This is a genomic window from Polynucleobacter sp. 71A-WALBACH, assembly GCF_018882365.1.
Classification (GTDB): domain Bacteria; phylum Pseudomonadota; class Gammaproteobacteria; order Burkholderiales; family Burkholderiaceae; genus Polynucleobacter.
In genome coordinates, this window is record NZ_JACVOP010000001.1 from 51,459 (window position 1) to 68,632 (window position 17,174).

Genomic DNA, 17,174 nt, shown 5'->3' on the forward strand with positions numbered 1-17,174 from the left:
AAGTCGATAAACAAGGAGCTCAACTTGAAAATTCGCAATCAACGGGATTTCGGCGCTGGAATCATGTACATGGTGATCGGCCTGTTCTTTACCATCATAGCAACGCAATACCCAATGGGTACTGCAGCCAAAATGGGGCCCGGATACTTCCCCTTCTGTCTTGGTATTCTGATGACCCTCTTGGGCTTATTGGTGCTCGTGAAGTCCTTAGGCGCCACGGCTGCCATCGAAAGCATTCCTAAATTCAACTGGCGCATTATTGGCTTGATTACTGGCTCCGTAGTGCTTTACGGCATTCTTCTGCCAACTATGGGCTTTGTTGTAGCGGTATTTGTACTGGTGTTCATGTCAGCTAGCGCGAGTCATGAATTCCATTGGAAGGGCACCTTGATCAATGCAACTTTCCTTGTTGCCTTTACCTATTCGGTGTTTGTATTGGGCTTGAAGCTTCAATTCCCACTTCTACCTTTCTTTCTTCAATAACGGACCGGGATACTGAAAAATGGACTTATTTGCTAATTTAGCCCTCGGTTTCGATACCGCCTTTACTCTTCAAAATCTCCTTTACTGCTTAATCGGCTGTGTATTGGGTACCTTAATTGGTGTTTTGCCTGGCTTAGGCCCAATTGCTACGATTGCAATGCTATTGCCTGCAACCTATGCCCTGCCTCCAATTGCCGCGTTGATTATGTTGGCTGGTATTTACTACGGCTCTCAGTACGGTGGCTCCACAACAGCGATTTTGCTCAACATCCCAGGAGAGACGTCCTCGGTGGTGACGGCGATTGATGGCTACCAAATGGCCAGAAATGGTCGAGCGGGCGTGGCTCTCTTTACCGCTGGTATGGGGTCATTCTTTGCTGGTTGCGTAGCGACTTTGGTTTTGGCTGCTTTTGCCGCCCCCTTGTCCCAGTTAGCCTTTAAGTTTGGTCCTGCCGAATACTTCTCCTTAATGGTGTTGGGCTTAATTGGCGCAGTTGTTCTGGCATCAGGCTCTTTGATCAAGGCAATTGGCATGATCATCCTCGGCCTCTTGATGGGCTTGATTGGCACCGATGTGAACTCTGGCGTATCTCGTTACGCGTTTGACATCCCTGAATTAAGTGACGGCATTGGTTTCGTAGCCGTGGCGATGGGTGTATTCGGCTTCGCTGAAATCATGGGCAACCTTGAGAAAAAAGGTGAGGATGAGGGCTTCTTGAACAAGATGACCACCATGATCCCAACCAAACAAGATGTAAAACGCATGATTCCGTCTATCTTGCGCGGTACCACTATTGGTTCTATTTTGGGAATCTTGCCGGGCGGTGGCGCTGCTTTGGCTGCCTTTGGCGCCTACTCTGTCGAGAAGAAATCGTCCAAGTACAGCCATGAGTTTGGCAAAGGTGCGATTGAGGGTGTAGCAGGTCCGGAAGCTGCTAATAACGCTGCCGCTCAAACCTCCTTTATTCCATTGCTCACTTTGGGTATACCGCCAAATGCGGTGATGGCTTTGATGGTTGGCGCAATGACCATTCATAACATTCAACCAGGTCCTCAGGTGATGACCAGCAACCCAGCCTTGTTCTGGGGTCTGATCGCATCCATGTGGATCGGTAACGTGATGTTGATTCTCTTGAACTTGCCACTCATTGGTATTTGGGTAAAGCTCTTGAAGATTCCTTATCGCTTTATGTACCCAGCCATTTTGGTGTTCTGCTGTATCGGCGTTTACACCGTAAATAACACTGTGTTTGACGTATACATCACCGCCGCTTTTGGCATTATTGGCTACCTCTTCTTCAAACTCGGTTGCGAACCCCCTCCATTACTGCTTGGATTCGTGCTCGGACCGATGATGGAAGAGAACTTCCGTCGCGCCTTATTGTTGTCACGCGGTGATTTCACAACCTTCGTAACCCGTCCACTATCTTTAGGTTTGCTCATCGCAGCAGCCCTCTTGGTTGTGATCGTGGCTCTTCCTGCGGTGAAGAAAACCCGTGAAGAGGCTTTTGTAGAAGATTAATTCTCGAATGCTTCCCCGAAACGAGCCCGCAGTTGTTTGCGGGCTTTTTTCTTTATGGGTGGGGGTTTTCTCTACAATGGGCGCATGTCCCAAGATAGCAAACCATCTAAATCGCCTGCCAGCACCGTTGCTGAGCCCTCCAACTTTTTGCGCCAGATCATCGACCATGACCTAGCGAGTGGCGCCTACCAGAACCGCAGCAATCGCGATGGTCAAGCCATCCCCTCCATCATTACGCGCTTTCCACCAGAGCCTAATGGATACCTCCATATTGGTCATGCCAAAAGTATCTGCCTTAACTTTGGCTTAGCCGCTGACTACAACAATCAAGAAGGTGGCGCACGTTGCAATATGCGCCTGGACGATACCAATCCAGTCAAAGAAGATGTTGAGTACGCTGACAGTATTTTGGATGCGGTCAAATGGCTGGGCTTTGATTGGGGCGCACACCTTTATCACGCGAGCGATTACTTTGATCAACTTTATGAGTTTGCAGAAATTCTGATTCAGAATGGCAAAGCCTATGTCGATAGTCAAAGCGCAGATGACATCCACACCAATCGTGGCAACTTTGGCCAAGCTGGAAAAAATAGCCCCTACCGCGATCGAACTCCCGATAAAAATCTTGCCTTGTTCCGTGAGATGCGTGATGGCAAATACAAAGATGGTGAACATGTTCTACGCCTGAAGATTGACATGGCGCATCCCAATATTATTATGCGCGATCCTGTGGTCTACCGTATTCGCCATACCGATCATCACCGCACCGGTAGCAAGTGGTGTATCTACCCTTTATATGATTTCACGCACTGTATTTCTGATGCCTTGGAAAATGTTTCGCATTCCATTTGCACTCTCGAGTTTGAAAATAATCGCCCGCTCTACGATTGGATTGTTGCCTCGTTAGCAGAGCTTGGAATCTTTAAAAATCCCGTTCCACATCAATATGAATTTGCCCGCCTCAACTTAACCTACACCATCACCAGCAAGCGCAAGCTACTGCAATTGGTAGAAGAAAAACAGGTTGATGGCTGGGATGATCCCCGGATGCCAACTATCGTAGGTATCCGTCGCAGAGGGTATACGCCAGAGAGTATTCGTCTGTTCTGCGAACGCATTGGCGTCTCTAAAGCGGATAGCTGGATCGATATGAGCACCTTAGATCAAGCTCTTCGGGATGATCTCGAAGCCAAGGCTCCACGGGCCACAGCGGTCCTCAAGCCACTCAAACTAGTGATTGAAAACTTTAATGCCGCTGCGAGCGAGCCTTGCTCAGCACCGCGCCATCCCCAGCATCCAGAGTGGGGTAATCGTGAGTTTCATTTCACAAAAGAATTGTGGATTGAAGCAGATGACTTTATGAAAGAACCCGTCAAGGGATTTTTCAGACTCTATCCGCCGATTGGCGATCAGCCAGGTGGACGCGTGCGTTTGCGTCATGGCTTTGTGATTGAGTGCACTAGCTTTGAAGTGGATGCTAATGGCAATGTGATTCAAGTCAATGCGACCCACTTCCCAGATAGTAAGAGTGGTACTCCTGGCTCAAATAACTATAAGGTGAAGGGGAATATTCACTGGGTGAGCGCGGCCGAGGCTATTCCCGCGCAAGTGCGTCTTTACGATCACCTATTTACTGATCCGCACCCAGATAGTGGCGATAAGAATTTCTTAGACGCTCTCAACCCAAACTCCAAGCAAACAATTACTGCGTACTTAGAGCCCTGCATGATAGATGCCAAAGCAGAAGATCGCTTTCAGTTTGAGCGACACGGCTACTTCGTTGCCGATCAAAATGATTCAACACCTGGTAAGCCAGTGTTTAACCGTACAGCCGGACTCAAGGATTCTTGGAAATAGTTTTTAGGAACTCTGCTACGCTGGGATAGCGTAGCGGGGTTTTTAATTCTGGCAGTCGCGTATTGCTTACGCGCCGCGACTCTCGCATGAAAGACCAGAGCATTGGGGATACGATTTTCTCCAATTGCTCAGCTGGCAACCTTGGTGGTCGCTCCAAACCAAACGTATCCGCTACCTCATCAAAGTAATCACCCATCTTGGTTTCTCCGCCGTCACAGGCATTAATAATGCGCTGGGGCTTACCGTGATACACGGCAGCGCAAACCAGTCTTGCCAAATCATCACTCTGTATATGGTTCGAGTAAGCATCCTGCTCTGAAATTAAGGCAGGAGTGCCCGCCTGAATACGCTCAACTGGCAATCGATCGGCAGCATAAATGCCAGGGACACGGAGGATAGTAAGGACCACACCGTGAGAAGGCGCCCAAAGACGTAGGCAATTTTCTGCATCCACCCTACGCTTGGCTCGATCACTTTGAGGGTTGACGGGCGTCACTTCGCTTACCCTAGCACCCGCGTGATCCCCATACACACCAGTAGTACTCACATAAATCAGGCGCCCAACAGTATCAGAGCCTTGGGCTAAAATTCGAACGAGGTTGCGAGTTCGGCAATCGCGATGACCTGCATTTTGGGGTGGTGCCAAGTGGATCACGGTTTGCGCTAGTCCACTTAAGCGCCACAAGCTATCGGGCTTATCCAGATCCCCCAAAATTGGAATCGCGCCAACCGCTCTCAACTCCTGAAAACGCGTTTTCTGGGAAGTTAAGGCATACACGCGATGACTGCGAGCAAGCTGCTTGGCAACACGGAGGCCAATGTCACCACAGCCGACGATCAGGATTCGAGATTTACCAAAAGATTGCATAGGTCACATCGTAACGATTTATTGAAAGGAATGAGAGTGTCCTACCAAGTCACGCTCAAGGCGAGCGGCAAACAATTTACCGTACAGCAGGATGAAACCCTGCTGGAAGCAGCTTTACAACAGGGAATCACCCTGCCGTATGGCTGTAAAAATGGCGCCTGCGGATCCTGTAAAGGCAAGATTTTAGAAGGTCAAGTAGAGCATGGCCAGCATAGTGCCGCCGCTTTAAGTCCAGCTGATGAGGCCTCTGGCGGCACCTTGTTATGCTGCGCCCATGCCAAATCAGACCTACTCATTGAGGTACGTGAAGTTCAAGGTGCTGGCGATATCGCCATCCGAAAAGTGCCTTGTCGGGTGAATGCCATTTCAAAACCTAGTGCGGATGTGACGATTCTCAAATTGCAATTACCAGCAGCTGAGCGCTTTCAATTTCTAGCTGGGCAGTATTTAGAATTCCTACTGAAAGATGGGCAGCGCCGCGCCTACTCTATTGCTAACGCCCCCGATCAAGAAGGCCCGCTTGAGCTGCACATTCGGCATTTGCCAGGTGGGCTCTTTACCGACTCTGTCTTTGGCGTAAAAGAACCCGCATTAAAAGAAAAAGATATCCTACGTTTTGAAGGGCCTTTAGGTAGCTTCTTTTTAAGGGAAGACTCCAAGAAACCCATCATCTTTGTTGCGGCAGGCACCGGCTTCGCACCCATTAAATCAATCGTCGAGCAAATGCAGCTCAAAAAAATCCACCGCCCCATTCATCTTTACTGGGGTGGACGGCGCCCGAGCGATCTCTACCTTGATGCACTCTGCCAGTCATGGGCAAAGGATATGCCTGACTTTAAATACATCCCCGTCATTTCAGATGCCCTCCCGGAGGATCAATGGATTGGTCGTACGGGCTTTGTTCATCAAGCCGTCATGGCGGATCATCCTGACATGAGTCGATATCAGATCTACGCCTGCGGTGCCCCCGTGATGGTTAATGCGGCTCGCCAGGACTTTTCATCACAGTGCAAACTGCCTGAGGAAGAATTCTTTGCGGACTCTTTTACCAGTGCCGCCGATCTTGCAACAAACTAAGCGCGATAATAGAAACCTCAATAGATCTCATCCTGCACACGATATGAATAAGCCAGCCCAATCCGTAGATGCCCACTCAGTGATGTTTATTACCCCACGACCAGAGTTAGTCATGGTTGAGGGTAAAGGCTCATGGCTCACCGATAACAATGGCAAGCGTTACCTAGACTTTTTACAAGGTTGGGCAGTGAACTGTCTGGGCCATAGCAACCCTGGGATGATTGAAGCGCTCAATGCGCAAGCGCAGAAACTCATCAATCCGAGTCCCGCGTTTTATAACGAGCCCATGATTCGTTTATCAAATCTGCTGACAGAAAACAGTTGCTTTAACAAAGTATTCTTTGCCAACAGCGGAGCTGAAGCCAATGAAGGCGCTATTAAATTAGCGCGCAAATGGGGGCAACTGAATAAAGCGGGTGCCTTTGAAATCATCACCTTTGATCACAGCTTTCATGGTCGTACTTTAGCGACTATGAGCGCCTCTGGTAAACCTGGTTGGGATACGATGTTTGCCCCACAAGTTCCAGGCTTTTGTAAGGCGGATTTAAATGATTTAGAGTCCGTCAAAAAATTGGTGACCGATAAAACGGTTGCAGTAATGCTCGAGCCAGTTCAAGGTGAAGGCGGCGTAATTCCTGTCACTAAAGAATTTATGCAAAGCCTACGCAAGTTCACCAAAGAAAATAATATTCTGTTGATCGTAGATGAAGTGCAAGCTGGCTGCGGTCGAACTGGCACTCTTTTCGCCTACCAGCATTACGGTATCGAGCCTGACATTATGACTTTAGGCAAAGGTATTGGTGGTGGCGTTCCTTTAGCGGCGCTAATGGCTACAGATGCGGTTGCTTGCTTTGTACCCGGCGATCAAGGCGGCACTTATAACGGCAATCCGCTAATGACTGCGGTAGGTATCGGTGTGATCGAACAGCTATTGGCGCCGGGATTTTTGAATGCAGTGCGCGCAAAAGGCGAGCTGCTGAGCAAAGAACTGCTTTCCATCTCTGCAGAATTTAATCTGCAGGGTGAGCGTGGGGAAGGACTCTTGCGCGCTCTGATACTCAGCAGTGATATTGGTGGCAAGCTGGTTGAACTAGCTCGCGATCGAGGCCCAGAAGGATTGTTGATTAACTCACCAAGGCCGAATCTATTGCGCTTTATGCCAGCACTTAATGTGGCTGACGATGAAATCCTTCAGATGTGCAACATCTTGAGAGAGCTACTCAAGCAGGTTGCCTAAAAAGCATAGAGACAAAATGCAATGCAATTAAGGGGCCTTGAGCCCCTTAGTTTTTGCTAGCCCACCAAATTCTTTGGTAGTGAGAATGTGACATCTTCCACAACACCCTCTAAGTTGCGAATGCTCCGCGGGCCAAATTCTTGAATCTTTTCGACAATTGAAAGCGCTAGGCTTTCAGGGGCTGATGCGCCCGCAGTTAAGCCGACCCGCTTTTTGCCTGCAAACCATTCGGCTTGAAGTTGTTCTGGCGCATCCACCATGTAGGCTGGTACACCGAGTTTTTCAGCTAATTCACGCAAGCGATTCGAGTTCGAGCTTGCCTTACTTCCCACCACAATAACTACCTCAACCTGAGGCGCCATAAATTTCACAGCATCTTGGCGATTTTGAGTGGCATAGCAAATATCTTGCTTGCGAGGCTGAACAATATTGGGAAATTTTTGAGTTAAGGCGTCAACGATTTCCTTCGTCTCATCTACAGAGAGCGTAGTTTGCGTTACAAAAGCAATTTTTTCATTTTCGGCAAAAGGCAGCTTAGCCACATCGCTTACTTTTTCAATCAGGCGAACACCTTCATTGACCTGCCCCATCGTACCTTCGACTTCTGGATGTCCCGCATGACCAATCATCAAAACCGTAAAACTATCCTTACACATCTTGACGACCTCAAGATGAACCTTTGTAACCAAGGGGCACGTAGCGTCATACACCTGCAAGCCGCGCGCCTCAGCATCTTGGCGCACCTCTTGAGAAACACCATGGGCACTAAACACCACAATGCCGCCTTTGGGTACTTCATGCAGCTCATCCACAAATACGGCGCCTTTTTCACGCAGGCCATTGACAACATACGCATTGTGAACAATTTCATGACGCACATAAATTGGCGCGCCAAAACGTGTCAGCGCTTCATTCACAATATTGATTGCGCGATCAACCCCTGCGCAAAAGCCGCGGGGCTGCGCCATCAAAATTTCCGCGGTATTTTCTGCGTTTGTTTGCGCAGTGACTTGTTTATTCATGGCTTAAAGAATCGCAACGATTTCAGCTTCGAAAGTAACTGGTCTTCCAGCCAACGGATGATTGAAATCAAACCAAGCACCCTCTTCGTTAATGGATTGCAATACACCAGCATATTGAGCGCCACCAGGCGCATTAAATTCAATCACGTCACCAGGATTAAATTCCGCATCATCATCGCGACCTTCTTTGAGCGCGCCCAAAGAAACCCACTGAATTAACTCCTCTTTACGTTCGCCAAAACTTTCTTCGGGCGGCAGTAAAGCGCTTTTCTTTTCACCCACACCCAATCCGATTAATACCTTTTCAAAACAAGGCGCAAATTGTCCCGAACCCATCAGCACCGTCGCAGGACGATCGATAAAAGTATTGATGTAATCATCCCCACTAGGCAAAGTGAGCCGATAGTTCAGAGTCAGGAAGGAGTTGGGCAAAACCGTAAGCTTAGTCATAAGGTAATTGTATCTAGGCCTGACCCCAGCGTGCACTCACCCATTACGGATTGGCCAAAAATGGAGCAACCTCGCGAGAAACTGCGCGCCCTTGGAGCAGCAGCCCTCAGCGATGCCGAACTACTGGCAATCTTTCTGCGTGTTGGAGTCAAAGGTAAAACTGCCGTGGCTTTAGCTGAGGACCTGCTCCACCATTTTGGCAATTTGCCGCGCCTACTCTCCTGCACCTCAGAAGAATTAACCCAGATTCACGGCATGGGTATTTCAAAATGGTCCCAAATTCAGTCTGCCTATGAGCTTGTTAAGCGTAGCCTCGAGGAAACCCTCTCCCAAGATTCCGTTTTCTCATCGCCAGGCTATGTCAGAGAGTTCTTGCAAGCCCGATTTGGACGCCTGCCACACGAGGTCTTCCTTTGCCTATACCTCGACTCCCGCCTATGTCTGATTGAGTGCCAGGAGCTCTTTAGGGGCTCCCTAACCCATACTGCAGTCTACCCCCGGGAAATCCTCAAGGAAGCACTTGCCAGGAACGCTAGCGCCCTTATCGTGGCCCACAATCACCCCAGCGGAGACCCGCTGCCCAGCATTGCTGATCGAGAATTAACTAAGATGCTAGCTAAAGCCTTGCAGTTGGTTGATATTCCGCTACTAGATCACTGTATTGTGAGTGATAGCGGTTTTTTCTCATTCTCAGATGCAGGCCTTATGAAAAATGACTTAAATTAGAAGTAATCACTAACTTATTGAGCATTTTCAGGTAATATAAGGCATCAGAAAGCCAAATCCTTCAAACTAAAGCCAATTAGGGGTAGATCAAAGTGCTCGGAGACTGATACAATCTTCTTTTTTCGCAATTAATGGAGTTATGTCATGGCAAAAGTTTGCCAAGTCACTGGGAAGAAGCCGATGGTTGGCAACAATGTATCCCATGCAAACAATAAAACGAAGCGTCGCTTTTTGCCGAATTTGCAAAACCGTCGTTTCTGGGTTGAATCTGAAAACCGTTGGATTAGCTTGCGCTTAACCAATGCTGGTTTGCGCGTTATCGACAAAAACGGCATCGATGCTGTGTTGTCTGATCTCCGTGCACGTGGCGAAATTTAAGGAGCGCACAAATGGCTAAAGGCGGCAGAGAAAAAATCAAGTTAGAGTCATCAGCAGGTACTGGTCACTTCTACACAACTTCAAAAAACAAGCGTACAAAGCCTGAGAAAATGGAGATCATGAAGTTTGATCCAACCATTCGCAAGCACGTTGCTTACAAAGAAACAAAGCTCAAGTAATTTATCGATTCGATATTTATTTGCAGTAAATAAAAAACCCGCTAACTCAGCGGGTTTTTTATTGTCTTCAATTTCTCTCTCATGCGTATCGACGCAGCCTTAAAGAGAAGTCACGCAAACTCGATAGACCGCTCTCTTCTGCATGGTGACACCAAGCGTGCAACTGAGACAGCAATTGGTCACCAGTGGCATTAGAGCGACTCCAGATGGCCTGTAAATCACGACGCATCTCAATCATCTTGCGTAGCTGTGCGTTACTTGCCATTAACTCTTCTAGTTTGATTTTTTCTTCCATAGTCAAACGAGACTCGTCCTTACCTAGCCAAGCGCGCGCGTCTTTTAAGTGAGCCGCCAATACCTGCATATGCTGCACTTCATTACTAAAGAAAGTGCTCAGGGTCTTGCTATACCGGGCCATGATTTCATAACGGTTGGCAATAATTGCCTCAAGCGTTCCATGATCAGCAGGCCGCAAGTCGCTCAGCACTGGCTTAGGAGAAGTCTTCTTCACCTTAGCTAAGCCCACGGCACTCATCATCTGAATGTACATCCAGCCAATATCGAACTCATACCATTTGCTAGAGAGCTTAGCGCTGGTAGCAAAGGTGTGATGGTTGTTATGCAACTCTTCACCACCAATCAAAATGCCCCAAGGAAAAATATTGGTTGATGCATCTTCACAGTCGTAATTACGATAGCCAAAATAGTGGCCAACGCCATTAATAATTCCGGCGGCAGTAATAGGAATCCACAGCATCTGCACTGCCCAAACCGTCAAACCAATTGCGCCAAACAAGAACACATCGATGATCAACATCAAGGCAACACCCTGCCAAGAGAACTTTGAATAGATGTTGTGCTCAAGCCAATCATCTGGCGTGCCATGACCAAACTTATCCAAGGTCTCTTGATTGTGCGACTCTTTTTTATATAACTCAGCACCACGAGCAAGTACAGTCTTGATGCCAAGTACTTGAGGGCTATGCGGATCATCCACAGTTTCACACTTAGCATGATGCTTGCGATGAATGGCTGCCCACTCTTTAGTCACCATGCCCGTTGTTAGCCAAAGCCAAAACCGGAAGAAATGAGACATGATGGGATGCAGATCCAAAGCACGGTGCGCTTGGCAACGATGCAAAAAGATAGTTACCCCGGCAATCGTGATGTGCGTCACCACCAAGGTGAAGACTACGATTTGCCACCAAGCCCAATTAAGGTATCCGTGAGAAAGCCAATTAAGGAATAAATCAAAACCTGAAGCTGAAACTGTGTTCAAAAGGGGCATCCCTAGAAAGATCTAAAAGCCTATTTTAGTTCTTTAACAGCTTTCTTGCTTTTGACTTTTACCGACTTTTCGGCATCTTTATCGACAGTTACCGCTGAAATAGCGGCTTTCTTCTGAAAAACAGCCCCAAAGAAGCCATCCGTACCATGAATATGAGGCCATAACTGCCACCAAGGATTGTCAGGACTACATCCCAAAGGCATTTTATCCTTTGGAAACAATGGCTTAAGAACTTCAGCAGCAGGAACAGCCTCAAAATTAGGGTGTTTTGCCAGAAAATCTTCAGCAATTTGTTGATTTTCTTGTGGCAACAAGCTGCAGGTGGCGTAAACCAGGCGGCCGCCTGGCTTTAATAGGCGGCTTGCAGAAGCCAAGATATTCATTTGCTTTTGATTGAGTTCCAGAACGCCTTCGGGGGTCTGACGCCATTTCAGGTCAGGGTTACGTCGCAGTGTGCCCATACCGCTACAAGGGGCATCCACTAGGACGCGGTCAATCTTGCCAGCCAAGCGCTTGATCTTGGCGTCATTCTCACTATCAATCCAGACAGGATGGACGTTAGAGAGGCCGCTACGTGCCTGTCGTGGCTTTAAATTAGCCAAGCGACGTTCTGACGTATCCAGGGCATACAAACGGCCTGTGGAGCGCATGATTGCCCCAATTGCTAAAGTTTTACCACCAGCACCGGCACAAAAGTCCACCACCATCTCACCACGCTTAGGGGCAAGTAAGTAAGCCAATAACTGACTACCCTCGTCTTGAACCTCAAACATTCCCGCTTTAAAACCAACTGTATTTTGCAAAGCGGGCTTACCCATAATGCGCACACCATCAGGTGCGTACGGAGTGGGGATTGCTTGATAACGACCGCCAAGGGCATTCATCTCTACCAGCAATTGCTCACGAGTTGTCTTCATGGTGTTTGCACGCAAATCCAAAAGGGCTGGGTGCATCAACGATTTTGCCAACGCCTCACGAGATTCTTCGCCAGGATATTTTCCAAAGGCATCCCAAAGCCATTCAGGCAAATTATTGCGAACCAATGGATTTAATGCTGATGGATCGACTGTTGCAAAACGCTGCAACCACTCATACTCACCGGTCTTGAGTACGTGCGCAAGATCAGCAATCGCACTCTCAGCACGGTTCGCTGAACCTAGACCACCTTCGGAGAGGGCGGACACCAAACCCAATAGGGCTAAGCGTCTAGCCTGTGAGCCTTCACCGCTTGAAGCAAATTGTGAGAACTCATTTTTACGGCGTAGGATGGCAAAAGCACTCTCTGCAATCAAGGCACGATCACGATTACCTAATTGAGGCTCGGAGCGGAAGTAGCGACTCACCACACGATCGGCCGGCTGCTCGAAATTGAGCAACTCAGGAAGCAAGCGCTCCAAATGAATTGCATGCTGAGGCAAAGCCTTCGCATTAGAAAAGTTTTTTTGGCCTTCAGGCGCAATGATGTTACCGCTCGCATTACGACGCTCTGGGCGACGCTGTGGATCTTTGGATTTAGCGGCGTAACTTTTTTGTGGGCCTAAGCGTGATCCGGATCTTGATCCGGAGCTGGCTCCGCGGGAGGAACGTTCTTTACTCATAATTTTATTAATTGCGACTCCGGTGGTTGAACCTGAACTTGATTACCTACTATTCGCAATCGTCCATCTAGGAACCATTTTACGGCCCGCGGATAAATCTGATGCTCAGCAGCCAAAACTCGTGCCGCCAAACTATCCGCATCATCCCCTGGGAGCACTGGAACTGAGGCTTGGCAGATGATGGGGCCTTCGTCCACGCCCTCAGTAACAAAGTGGACGCTGGCACCATGTTCAGTCACTCCGGCCTCCAAAGCCCGCTCATGGGTATGTAATCCCGGGAAGGCTGGCAGTAATGCAGGGTGAATATTAATCAGGCGACCCTCAAAATGGCGAATGAAGCCTGGGGTCAGAATTCTCATAAAACCCGCCAGAACGACCAAATCAGCCCCTAATTCATCGATTTTCTCGATGAGGGCGGCATCAAAGGACTCGCGGGTGGCATGCTCTCGGTGCTCAATGGCAAAAGCTGGAATACCTTGGGAGCGAGCAAAATCAAGGCCCTTAGCCGCAGAGTGATTAGCAATTACCCCGGCAAAAGTGACTGGCCACTGCTCTTTTTGAGCTGTTTTGACGATGGCCTCGAAATTAGATCCGCGGCCTGAGATTAAGGTGACGATAGATGGCATGCCCACAATATAATTGATGGTTACCCCGAAAGCGACCCTGAAAGCGATTTAGTGAACGTATTCCGTGGCCCTACCCAGTTTTCTGCAGGACCAGCTTGTGCCTTAACCATCGGTAATTTCGATGGCGTGCACAGGGGTCATCGCGCCCTGCTCAAGCAACTGAAGGATGGCGCTCAAGAACGTGGACTAGTTAGCTGCGTCATGACTTTCGAGCCGCATCCGAAGGAATTCTTTTCTCCGGAACAAGCGCCACCACGTATTCTCAATTTGCGCGACAAACTTGCCGCCTTCGCGGATATCGGCATCGATCGCGTTGTAGTTGAACATTTCAATGCTGCATTTGCTCGACTCACGCCTGAAGAATTTGTTTCTGAAATCATTGTCAAACAACTTAACGCTCAGTGGATTTTGATTGGAGATGATTTTTGCTATGGCGCAAAACGTGTCGGCAACTTTGCGAGCCTCAAAGCAGCTGGTGAAAAATATGGTTTTGAAGTTTCCAGTATTCATACCGTACTTGAGGATGGTGAAAGAATTTCCAGCTCAGCATTACGTAATGCATTGGCCAATGGGAACATGGATCAAGCTAGTAAATTATTAGGTCGCCCCTATGGTATTTCTGGTCACGTGATTCATGGACAAAAACTCGGGCGCACTTTAGGTTTCCCGACTTTGAACCTCGCCGTTGCCAGCCACCTGCATCACCGCAAACCAGCCTGTTCTGGCATCTTTACCGCACAGGTGGTGGGACTTGGCGATAAACCACTGCCAGCTGTAGCTAGTCTTGGCGTTAGACCAACAGTCGAAGACGAAGGTCGCGTTCTTCTTGAAACACACATCTTTGATTACGACGCCGATGTCTACGGAAAAATCATTACCGTAGAACTCTTAGAAAAAATTCGCGATGAGGCGAAGTACTCCGACCTCGACACCCTTACCCAAGCGATTGCATCTGATGCAGCGCATGCCAGAAATTATTTCCAGAAAAAATCTTATGTCTGAAAAAGAAAACTCATACTCCGTCAATCTACTTGAGACCTCATTTCCAATGCGGGGAGATCTTCCTAGGCGAGAGCCTCAATGGGTTGCTCAATGGCAGAAAAATAAACTCTACGAAAAGATTCGTGCAGCGCATGCCAATCAACCGAAATTTATTTTGCATGATGGCCCTCCTTATGCAAATGGTGATATCCATATTGGTCATGCGGTAAATAAGATTCTGAAAGACATGATTGTGAAGTCCCGCTGGTTGATGGGCTTTGACTCTGTATATGTCCCAGGCTGGGATTGCCACGGCATGCCGATTGAGATTCAGATTGAAAAAGAATTTGGTAAAAATTTACCCACTGCTGAAGTCCAATCGAAAGCGCGTGCTTACGCTAAGGTGCAAGTAGACAAGCAGAAGAAAGACTTTGAGCGCTTAGGCGTGTTGGGTGATTGGAATAACCCCTACCTCACTATGAACTTCCGCAATGAAGCCGATGAAATTCGTGCTCTTGGGAAGATCTGGGAAAAGGGTTATGTTTTCCGTGGCTTAAAGCCAGTGAACTGGTGTTTTGACTGTGGCTCCGCGCTGGCTGAAGCTGAAGTGGAATACCAAGACAAGACTGATCCGACAGTAGATGTTGGCTTTGCCTTTGATGATGCGCAGCGCCCACAACTCGCAAAAGCATTTGGTCTATCTGATATCCCAGCCAAACCTGGAATGATCGTGATTTGGACAACAACTCCTTGGACGATTCCGTCGAACCAAGCGCTTAATGTTCACCCCGAACTCAGTTACGCGCTAGTAGATACTGGCGACAAATTACTTATCTTGGCAAAAGACCGTGTAGAAATTTGTTTGCAAGATTTTGGCCTTGAAGGGAAAGTGATTGGTACTTGTTTGGGTAGTGAGCTAGCCAACATTTCTTTCTGGCATCCCCTCGCTCCGCTGCACGAAGGCTACAAACGCCTCTCACCAGTCTACCCCGCTGAATACGTCACCTTAGATACTGGTACTGGTGTAGTGCACTCTGCACCAGCCTATGGCGAGGAGGACTTTAAGTCCTGCAAAGCAAACAAGCTTGCGGATAAAGACATTCTCAATCCAGTTATGGGTAATGGTGTCTACGCATCCTGGTTGCCACTCTTTGCAAATGAATATATTTGGAAAGCGAATCCGAAGATTGTGGAAGCAATGCGTGAAGCAGGAAGTCTCTTGCGAGATAAGACCTATACCCACTCTTATATGCACTGCTGGCGTCACAAATCCCCGATTATTTACCGCGCAACTTCACAGTGGTTTGCGAGCATGGATAAGAAGCCATCTGATGGCAGTGCCAGCTTGAGAGATACTGCGATTGCAGGCATTGAAAATACCGAATTCTTCCCAGCCTGGGGCAAGCAGCGCTTGAATAGCATGATTGCCAACCGGCCTGATTGGACTTTGTCACGTCAACGCCAATGGGGTGTACCGATGGCTTTCTTTGTTCATAAGGAAAGTGGTGAGCCACACCCTCGCACAGTTGAACTGCTGGAGGAAATTGCCAAGCGTGTTGAAAAAGAAGGTATTGAGGCCTGGCAAAAACTCGAAGTGGCAGAACTGCTTGGTGAAGAAGCTACCCAATATGAAAAGAATCGCGACACCTTGGACGTTTGGTTTGATTCTGGCACTACACATTGGCACGTCATTCGTGGCTCGCATCGCAATGAACTCTATCGTCCCGAAGCCGAGAATGCAGATGGTCGTTTAGCTGACCTTTACCTTGAGGGCTCGGACCAGCATCGTGGCTGGTTCCACTCCTCCTTACTCACAGGCGCTATGCTCGATGGCAAGCCACCATACAAAGCGCTTCTAACCCACGGCTTTACCGTTGATGGCCAAGGCCGCAAGATGAGTAAATCCGTAGGTAACGTCATTGCCCCGCAGCAAGTTGCCGATAAGTTAGGCGCTGAAATTATTCGTCTCTGGGTTGCGTCTACCGACTACTCTGGCGAGATGACTATCTCTGACGAAATCTTGAAACGGGTAGTAGAAAGCTATCGTCGTATTCGCAATACATTGCGCTTCTTGTTAGCCAATCTGTCTGACTTTGATCCAAGCCAACATGCGATGCCCGCTAGTGAATGGCTAGAGATTGATCGCTATGCCATTGCACTCGCCAATCAGTTACAGCAAGACGTTCAAGCGCACTACCAGGCTTATGAATTCCAACCCGCAGTTGCGCGTATGCTCACTTTCTGCTCAGAAGATTTAGGTGGCTTCTACTTAGATATTCTGAAAGATCGACTGTATACGAGTGCACCGGACTCGAAAGAACGTCGTGCAGCACAAAACGCCCTTTTCCACATCACCCGCAACCTACTCAAATGGCTAGCACCCTTCCTCTCCTTTACCGCTGAGGAAGCCTGGCTATCTTTCCCGCATGGTGCGAATGAAAAGGTCAACGAGTCGATCTTCATGGAAGAATTCAGCGCTTTCCCGGAAATCGACCAAGCTACCGAGCTTCTCGCCAAGTGGAACCGTATTCGAGAAATTCGCTCTGAAGTAACCAAGGCGATTGAGATTGAACGCGAAGCTGGCAACGTAGGCTCATCTTTGCAGGCGGAACTCACTATTAAAGTAGGTGATGTTGATTTTGCAATTCTGCACTCACTCGAAGATGACTTGCGCTTTGTAACCATCACCTCCAGCGCCAACGTAGAGCTCAGCAATGCAGGTCTCGAAGTTCTCGTTCGTGGCAGCCAGTATAAGAAATGCGGCCGTTGCTGGCATCACACTCAAGATGTTGGTGCCAGTACTGAGCATCCAGAGTTATGTGGCCGTTGCATCAGCAATCTTTTTGGAGATGGTGAAGCGCGCTTGTTTGCATAATCAAGCA

General features: G+C 48.4%; 16 protein-coding genes. 10 read left to right on the forward strand and 6 right to left on the reverse strand.

Going from position 1 to position 17,174, the window contains the following annotated elements; translation table 11 throughout:
* Positions 1-24: 24 nt before the first annotated feature.
* The 3 genes from ICN42_RS00250 to ICN42_RS00260 all read left to right on the forward strand — a co-directional run bounded on the left by ICN42_RS00250 (position 25) and on the right by ICN42_RS00260 (position 3,862).
* Positions 25-483, forward strand: a complete 459-nt coding sequence (locus ICN42_RS00250; RefSeq protein WP_216249219.1) for a tripartite tricarboxylate transporter TctB family protein — start codon at positions 25-27, stop codon at positions 481-483.
* A gap of 19 nt (positions 484-502) precedes the next feature.
* Entirely contained in the window at positions 503-2,005 is a 1,503-nt protein-coding gene (locus ICN42_RS00255; RefSeq protein WP_216225291.1) for a tripartite tricarboxylate transporter permease, read from the forward strand.
* 84 nt (positions 2,006-2,089) lie between these two features.
* A complete protein-coding gene (locus ICN42_RS00260; protein ID WP_216249222.1) occupies positions 2,090-3,862 on the forward strand; it encodes a glutamine--tRNA ligase/YqeY domain fusion protein in 1,773 nt (590 codons plus the stop codon).
* Here the strand turns inward: ICN42_RS00260 and ICN42_RS00265 are convergent.
* Positions 3,843-4,730: an SDR family oxidoreductase gene (locus ICN42_RS00265; RefSeq protein ID WP_216249224.1), complete on the reverse strand. Its 888-nt coding sequence runs from the start codon at positions 4,728-4,730 to the stop codon at positions 3,843-3,845. The genes ICN42_RS00260 and ICN42_RS00265 overlap by 20 nt on opposite strands.
* A 36-nt stretch (positions 4,731-4,766) precedes the next feature.
* Between ICN42_RS00265 and ICN42_RS00270 the strand changes: the two genes are divergently transcribed.
* Together ICN42_RS00270 and ICN42_RS00275 are read left to right on the forward strand one after the other, a co-directional pair.
* Positions 4,767-5,807 carry a 2Fe-2S iron-sulfur cluster-binding protein gene (locus ICN42_RS00270; RefSeq protein WP_216249227.1) on the forward strand — a complete coding sequence of 347 codons (1,041 nt, stop codon included), beginning with the start codon at positions 4,767-4,769 and terminating at the stop codon, positions 5,805-5,807.
* 43 nt (positions 5,808-5,850) lie between these two features.
* Positions 5,851-7,044, forward strand: a complete 1,194-nt coding sequence (locus ICN42_RS00275) for an acetylornithine transaminase (protein WP_216249228.1) — start codon at positions 5,851-5,853, stop codon at positions 7,042-7,044.
* 56 nt (positions 7,045-7,100) lie between these two features.
* Here the strand turns inward: ICN42_RS00275 and ispH are convergent, their stop codons facing one another.
* Together ispH and ICN42_RS00285 are read right to left on the reverse strand one after the other, a co-directional pair.
* Complete coding sequence (ispH, locus tag ICN42_RS00280) at positions 7,101-8,066, reverse strand: 4-hydroxy-3-methylbut-2-enyl diphosphate reductase (protein ID WP_216249230.1); 966 nt, start codon at positions 8,064-8,066, stop codon at positions 7,101-7,103.
* 3 nt (positions 8,067-8,069) lie between these two features.
* Positions 8,070-8,516 (reverse strand): peptidylprolyl isomerase, encoded by a 447-nt coding sequence (locus ICN42_RS00285; protein ID WP_216249233.1) that lies wholly within the window; start codon positions 8,514-8,516, stop codon positions 8,070-8,072.
* Positions 8,517-8,546: 30 nt separating this feature from the next.
* Here ICN42_RS00285 and radC point away from each other — a divergent pair, with 30 nt between their 5' ends.
* The 3 genes from radC (at position 8,547) to rpmG (ending at position 9,799) form a co-directional block, all read left to right on the forward strand.
* The gene (gene radC / locus ICN42_RS00290) at positions 8,547-9,242 is read left to right on the forward strand and encodes a DNA repair protein RadC (RefSeq protein WP_370625988.1); all 696 of its coding nucleotides are present in this window, start codon (positions 8,547-8,549) and stop codon (positions 9,240-9,242) included.
* Positions 9,243-9,386: 144 nt separating this feature from the next.
* Positions 9,387-9,620 carry a 50S ribosomal protein L28 gene (gene rpmB / locus ICN42_RS00295; RefSeq protein ID WP_011903570.1) on the forward strand — a complete coding sequence of 78 codons (234 nt, stop codon included), beginning with the start codon at positions 9,387-9,389 and terminating at the stop codon, positions 9,618-9,620.
* 11 nt (positions 9,621-9,631) lie between these two features.
* The gene (rpmG, locus tag ICN42_RS00300; protein WP_015421876.1) at positions 9,632-9,799 is read left to right on the forward strand and encodes a 50S ribosomal protein L33; all 168 of its coding nucleotides are present in this window, start codon (positions 9,632-9,634) and stop codon (positions 9,797-9,799) included.
* A 79-nt stretch (positions 9,800-9,878) separates the two neighbouring features.
* On the opposite strand, the gene ICN42_RS00305 is transcribed toward rpmG, so the two are convergent.
* The 3 genes from ICN42_RS00305 to purN are packed head-to-tail and all read right to left on the reverse strand — an operon-like array spanning position 9,879 to position 13,311.
* Entirely contained in the window at positions 9,879-11,078 is a 1,200-nt protein-coding gene (locus ICN42_RS00305; protein WP_255539191.1) for a fatty acid desaturase, read from the reverse strand.
* 29 nt (positions 11,079-11,107) lie between these two features.
* Entirely contained in the window at positions 11,108-12,685 is a 1,578-nt protein-coding gene (locus tag ICN42_RS00310) for an RsmB/NOP family class I SAM-dependent RNA methyltransferase (RefSeq protein WP_216249254.1), read from the reverse strand.
* The gene (gene purN, locus ICN42_RS00315) at positions 12,682-13,311 is read right to left on the reverse strand and encodes a phosphoribosylglycinamide formyltransferase (protein ID WP_216249257.1); all 630 of its coding nucleotides are present in this window, start codon (positions 13,309-13,311) and stop codon (positions 12,682-12,684) included. The genes ICN42_RS00310 and purN overlap by 4 nt, the downstream gene beginning before the upstream one ends.
* 51 nt (positions 13,312-13,362) lie before the next feature.
* On the opposite strand from purN, the gene ICN42_RS00320 reads away from it, so the two are divergent.
* Positions 13,363-14,313, forward strand: a complete 951-nt coding sequence (locus ICN42_RS00320; protein WP_216249260.1) for a bifunctional riboflavin kinase/FAD synthetase — start codon at positions 13,363-13,365, stop codon at positions 14,311-14,313.
* Positions 14,288-17,167 (forward strand): isoleucine--tRNA ligase, encoded by a 2,880-nt coding sequence (gene ileS / locus ICN42_RS00325; protein ID WP_370626010.1) that lies wholly within the window; start codon positions 14,288-14,290, stop codon positions 17,165-17,167. Before ICN42_RS00320 ends, ileS begins: the two co-directional genes overlap by 26 nt.
* Positions 17,168-17,174 lie beyond the last annotated feature (7 nt).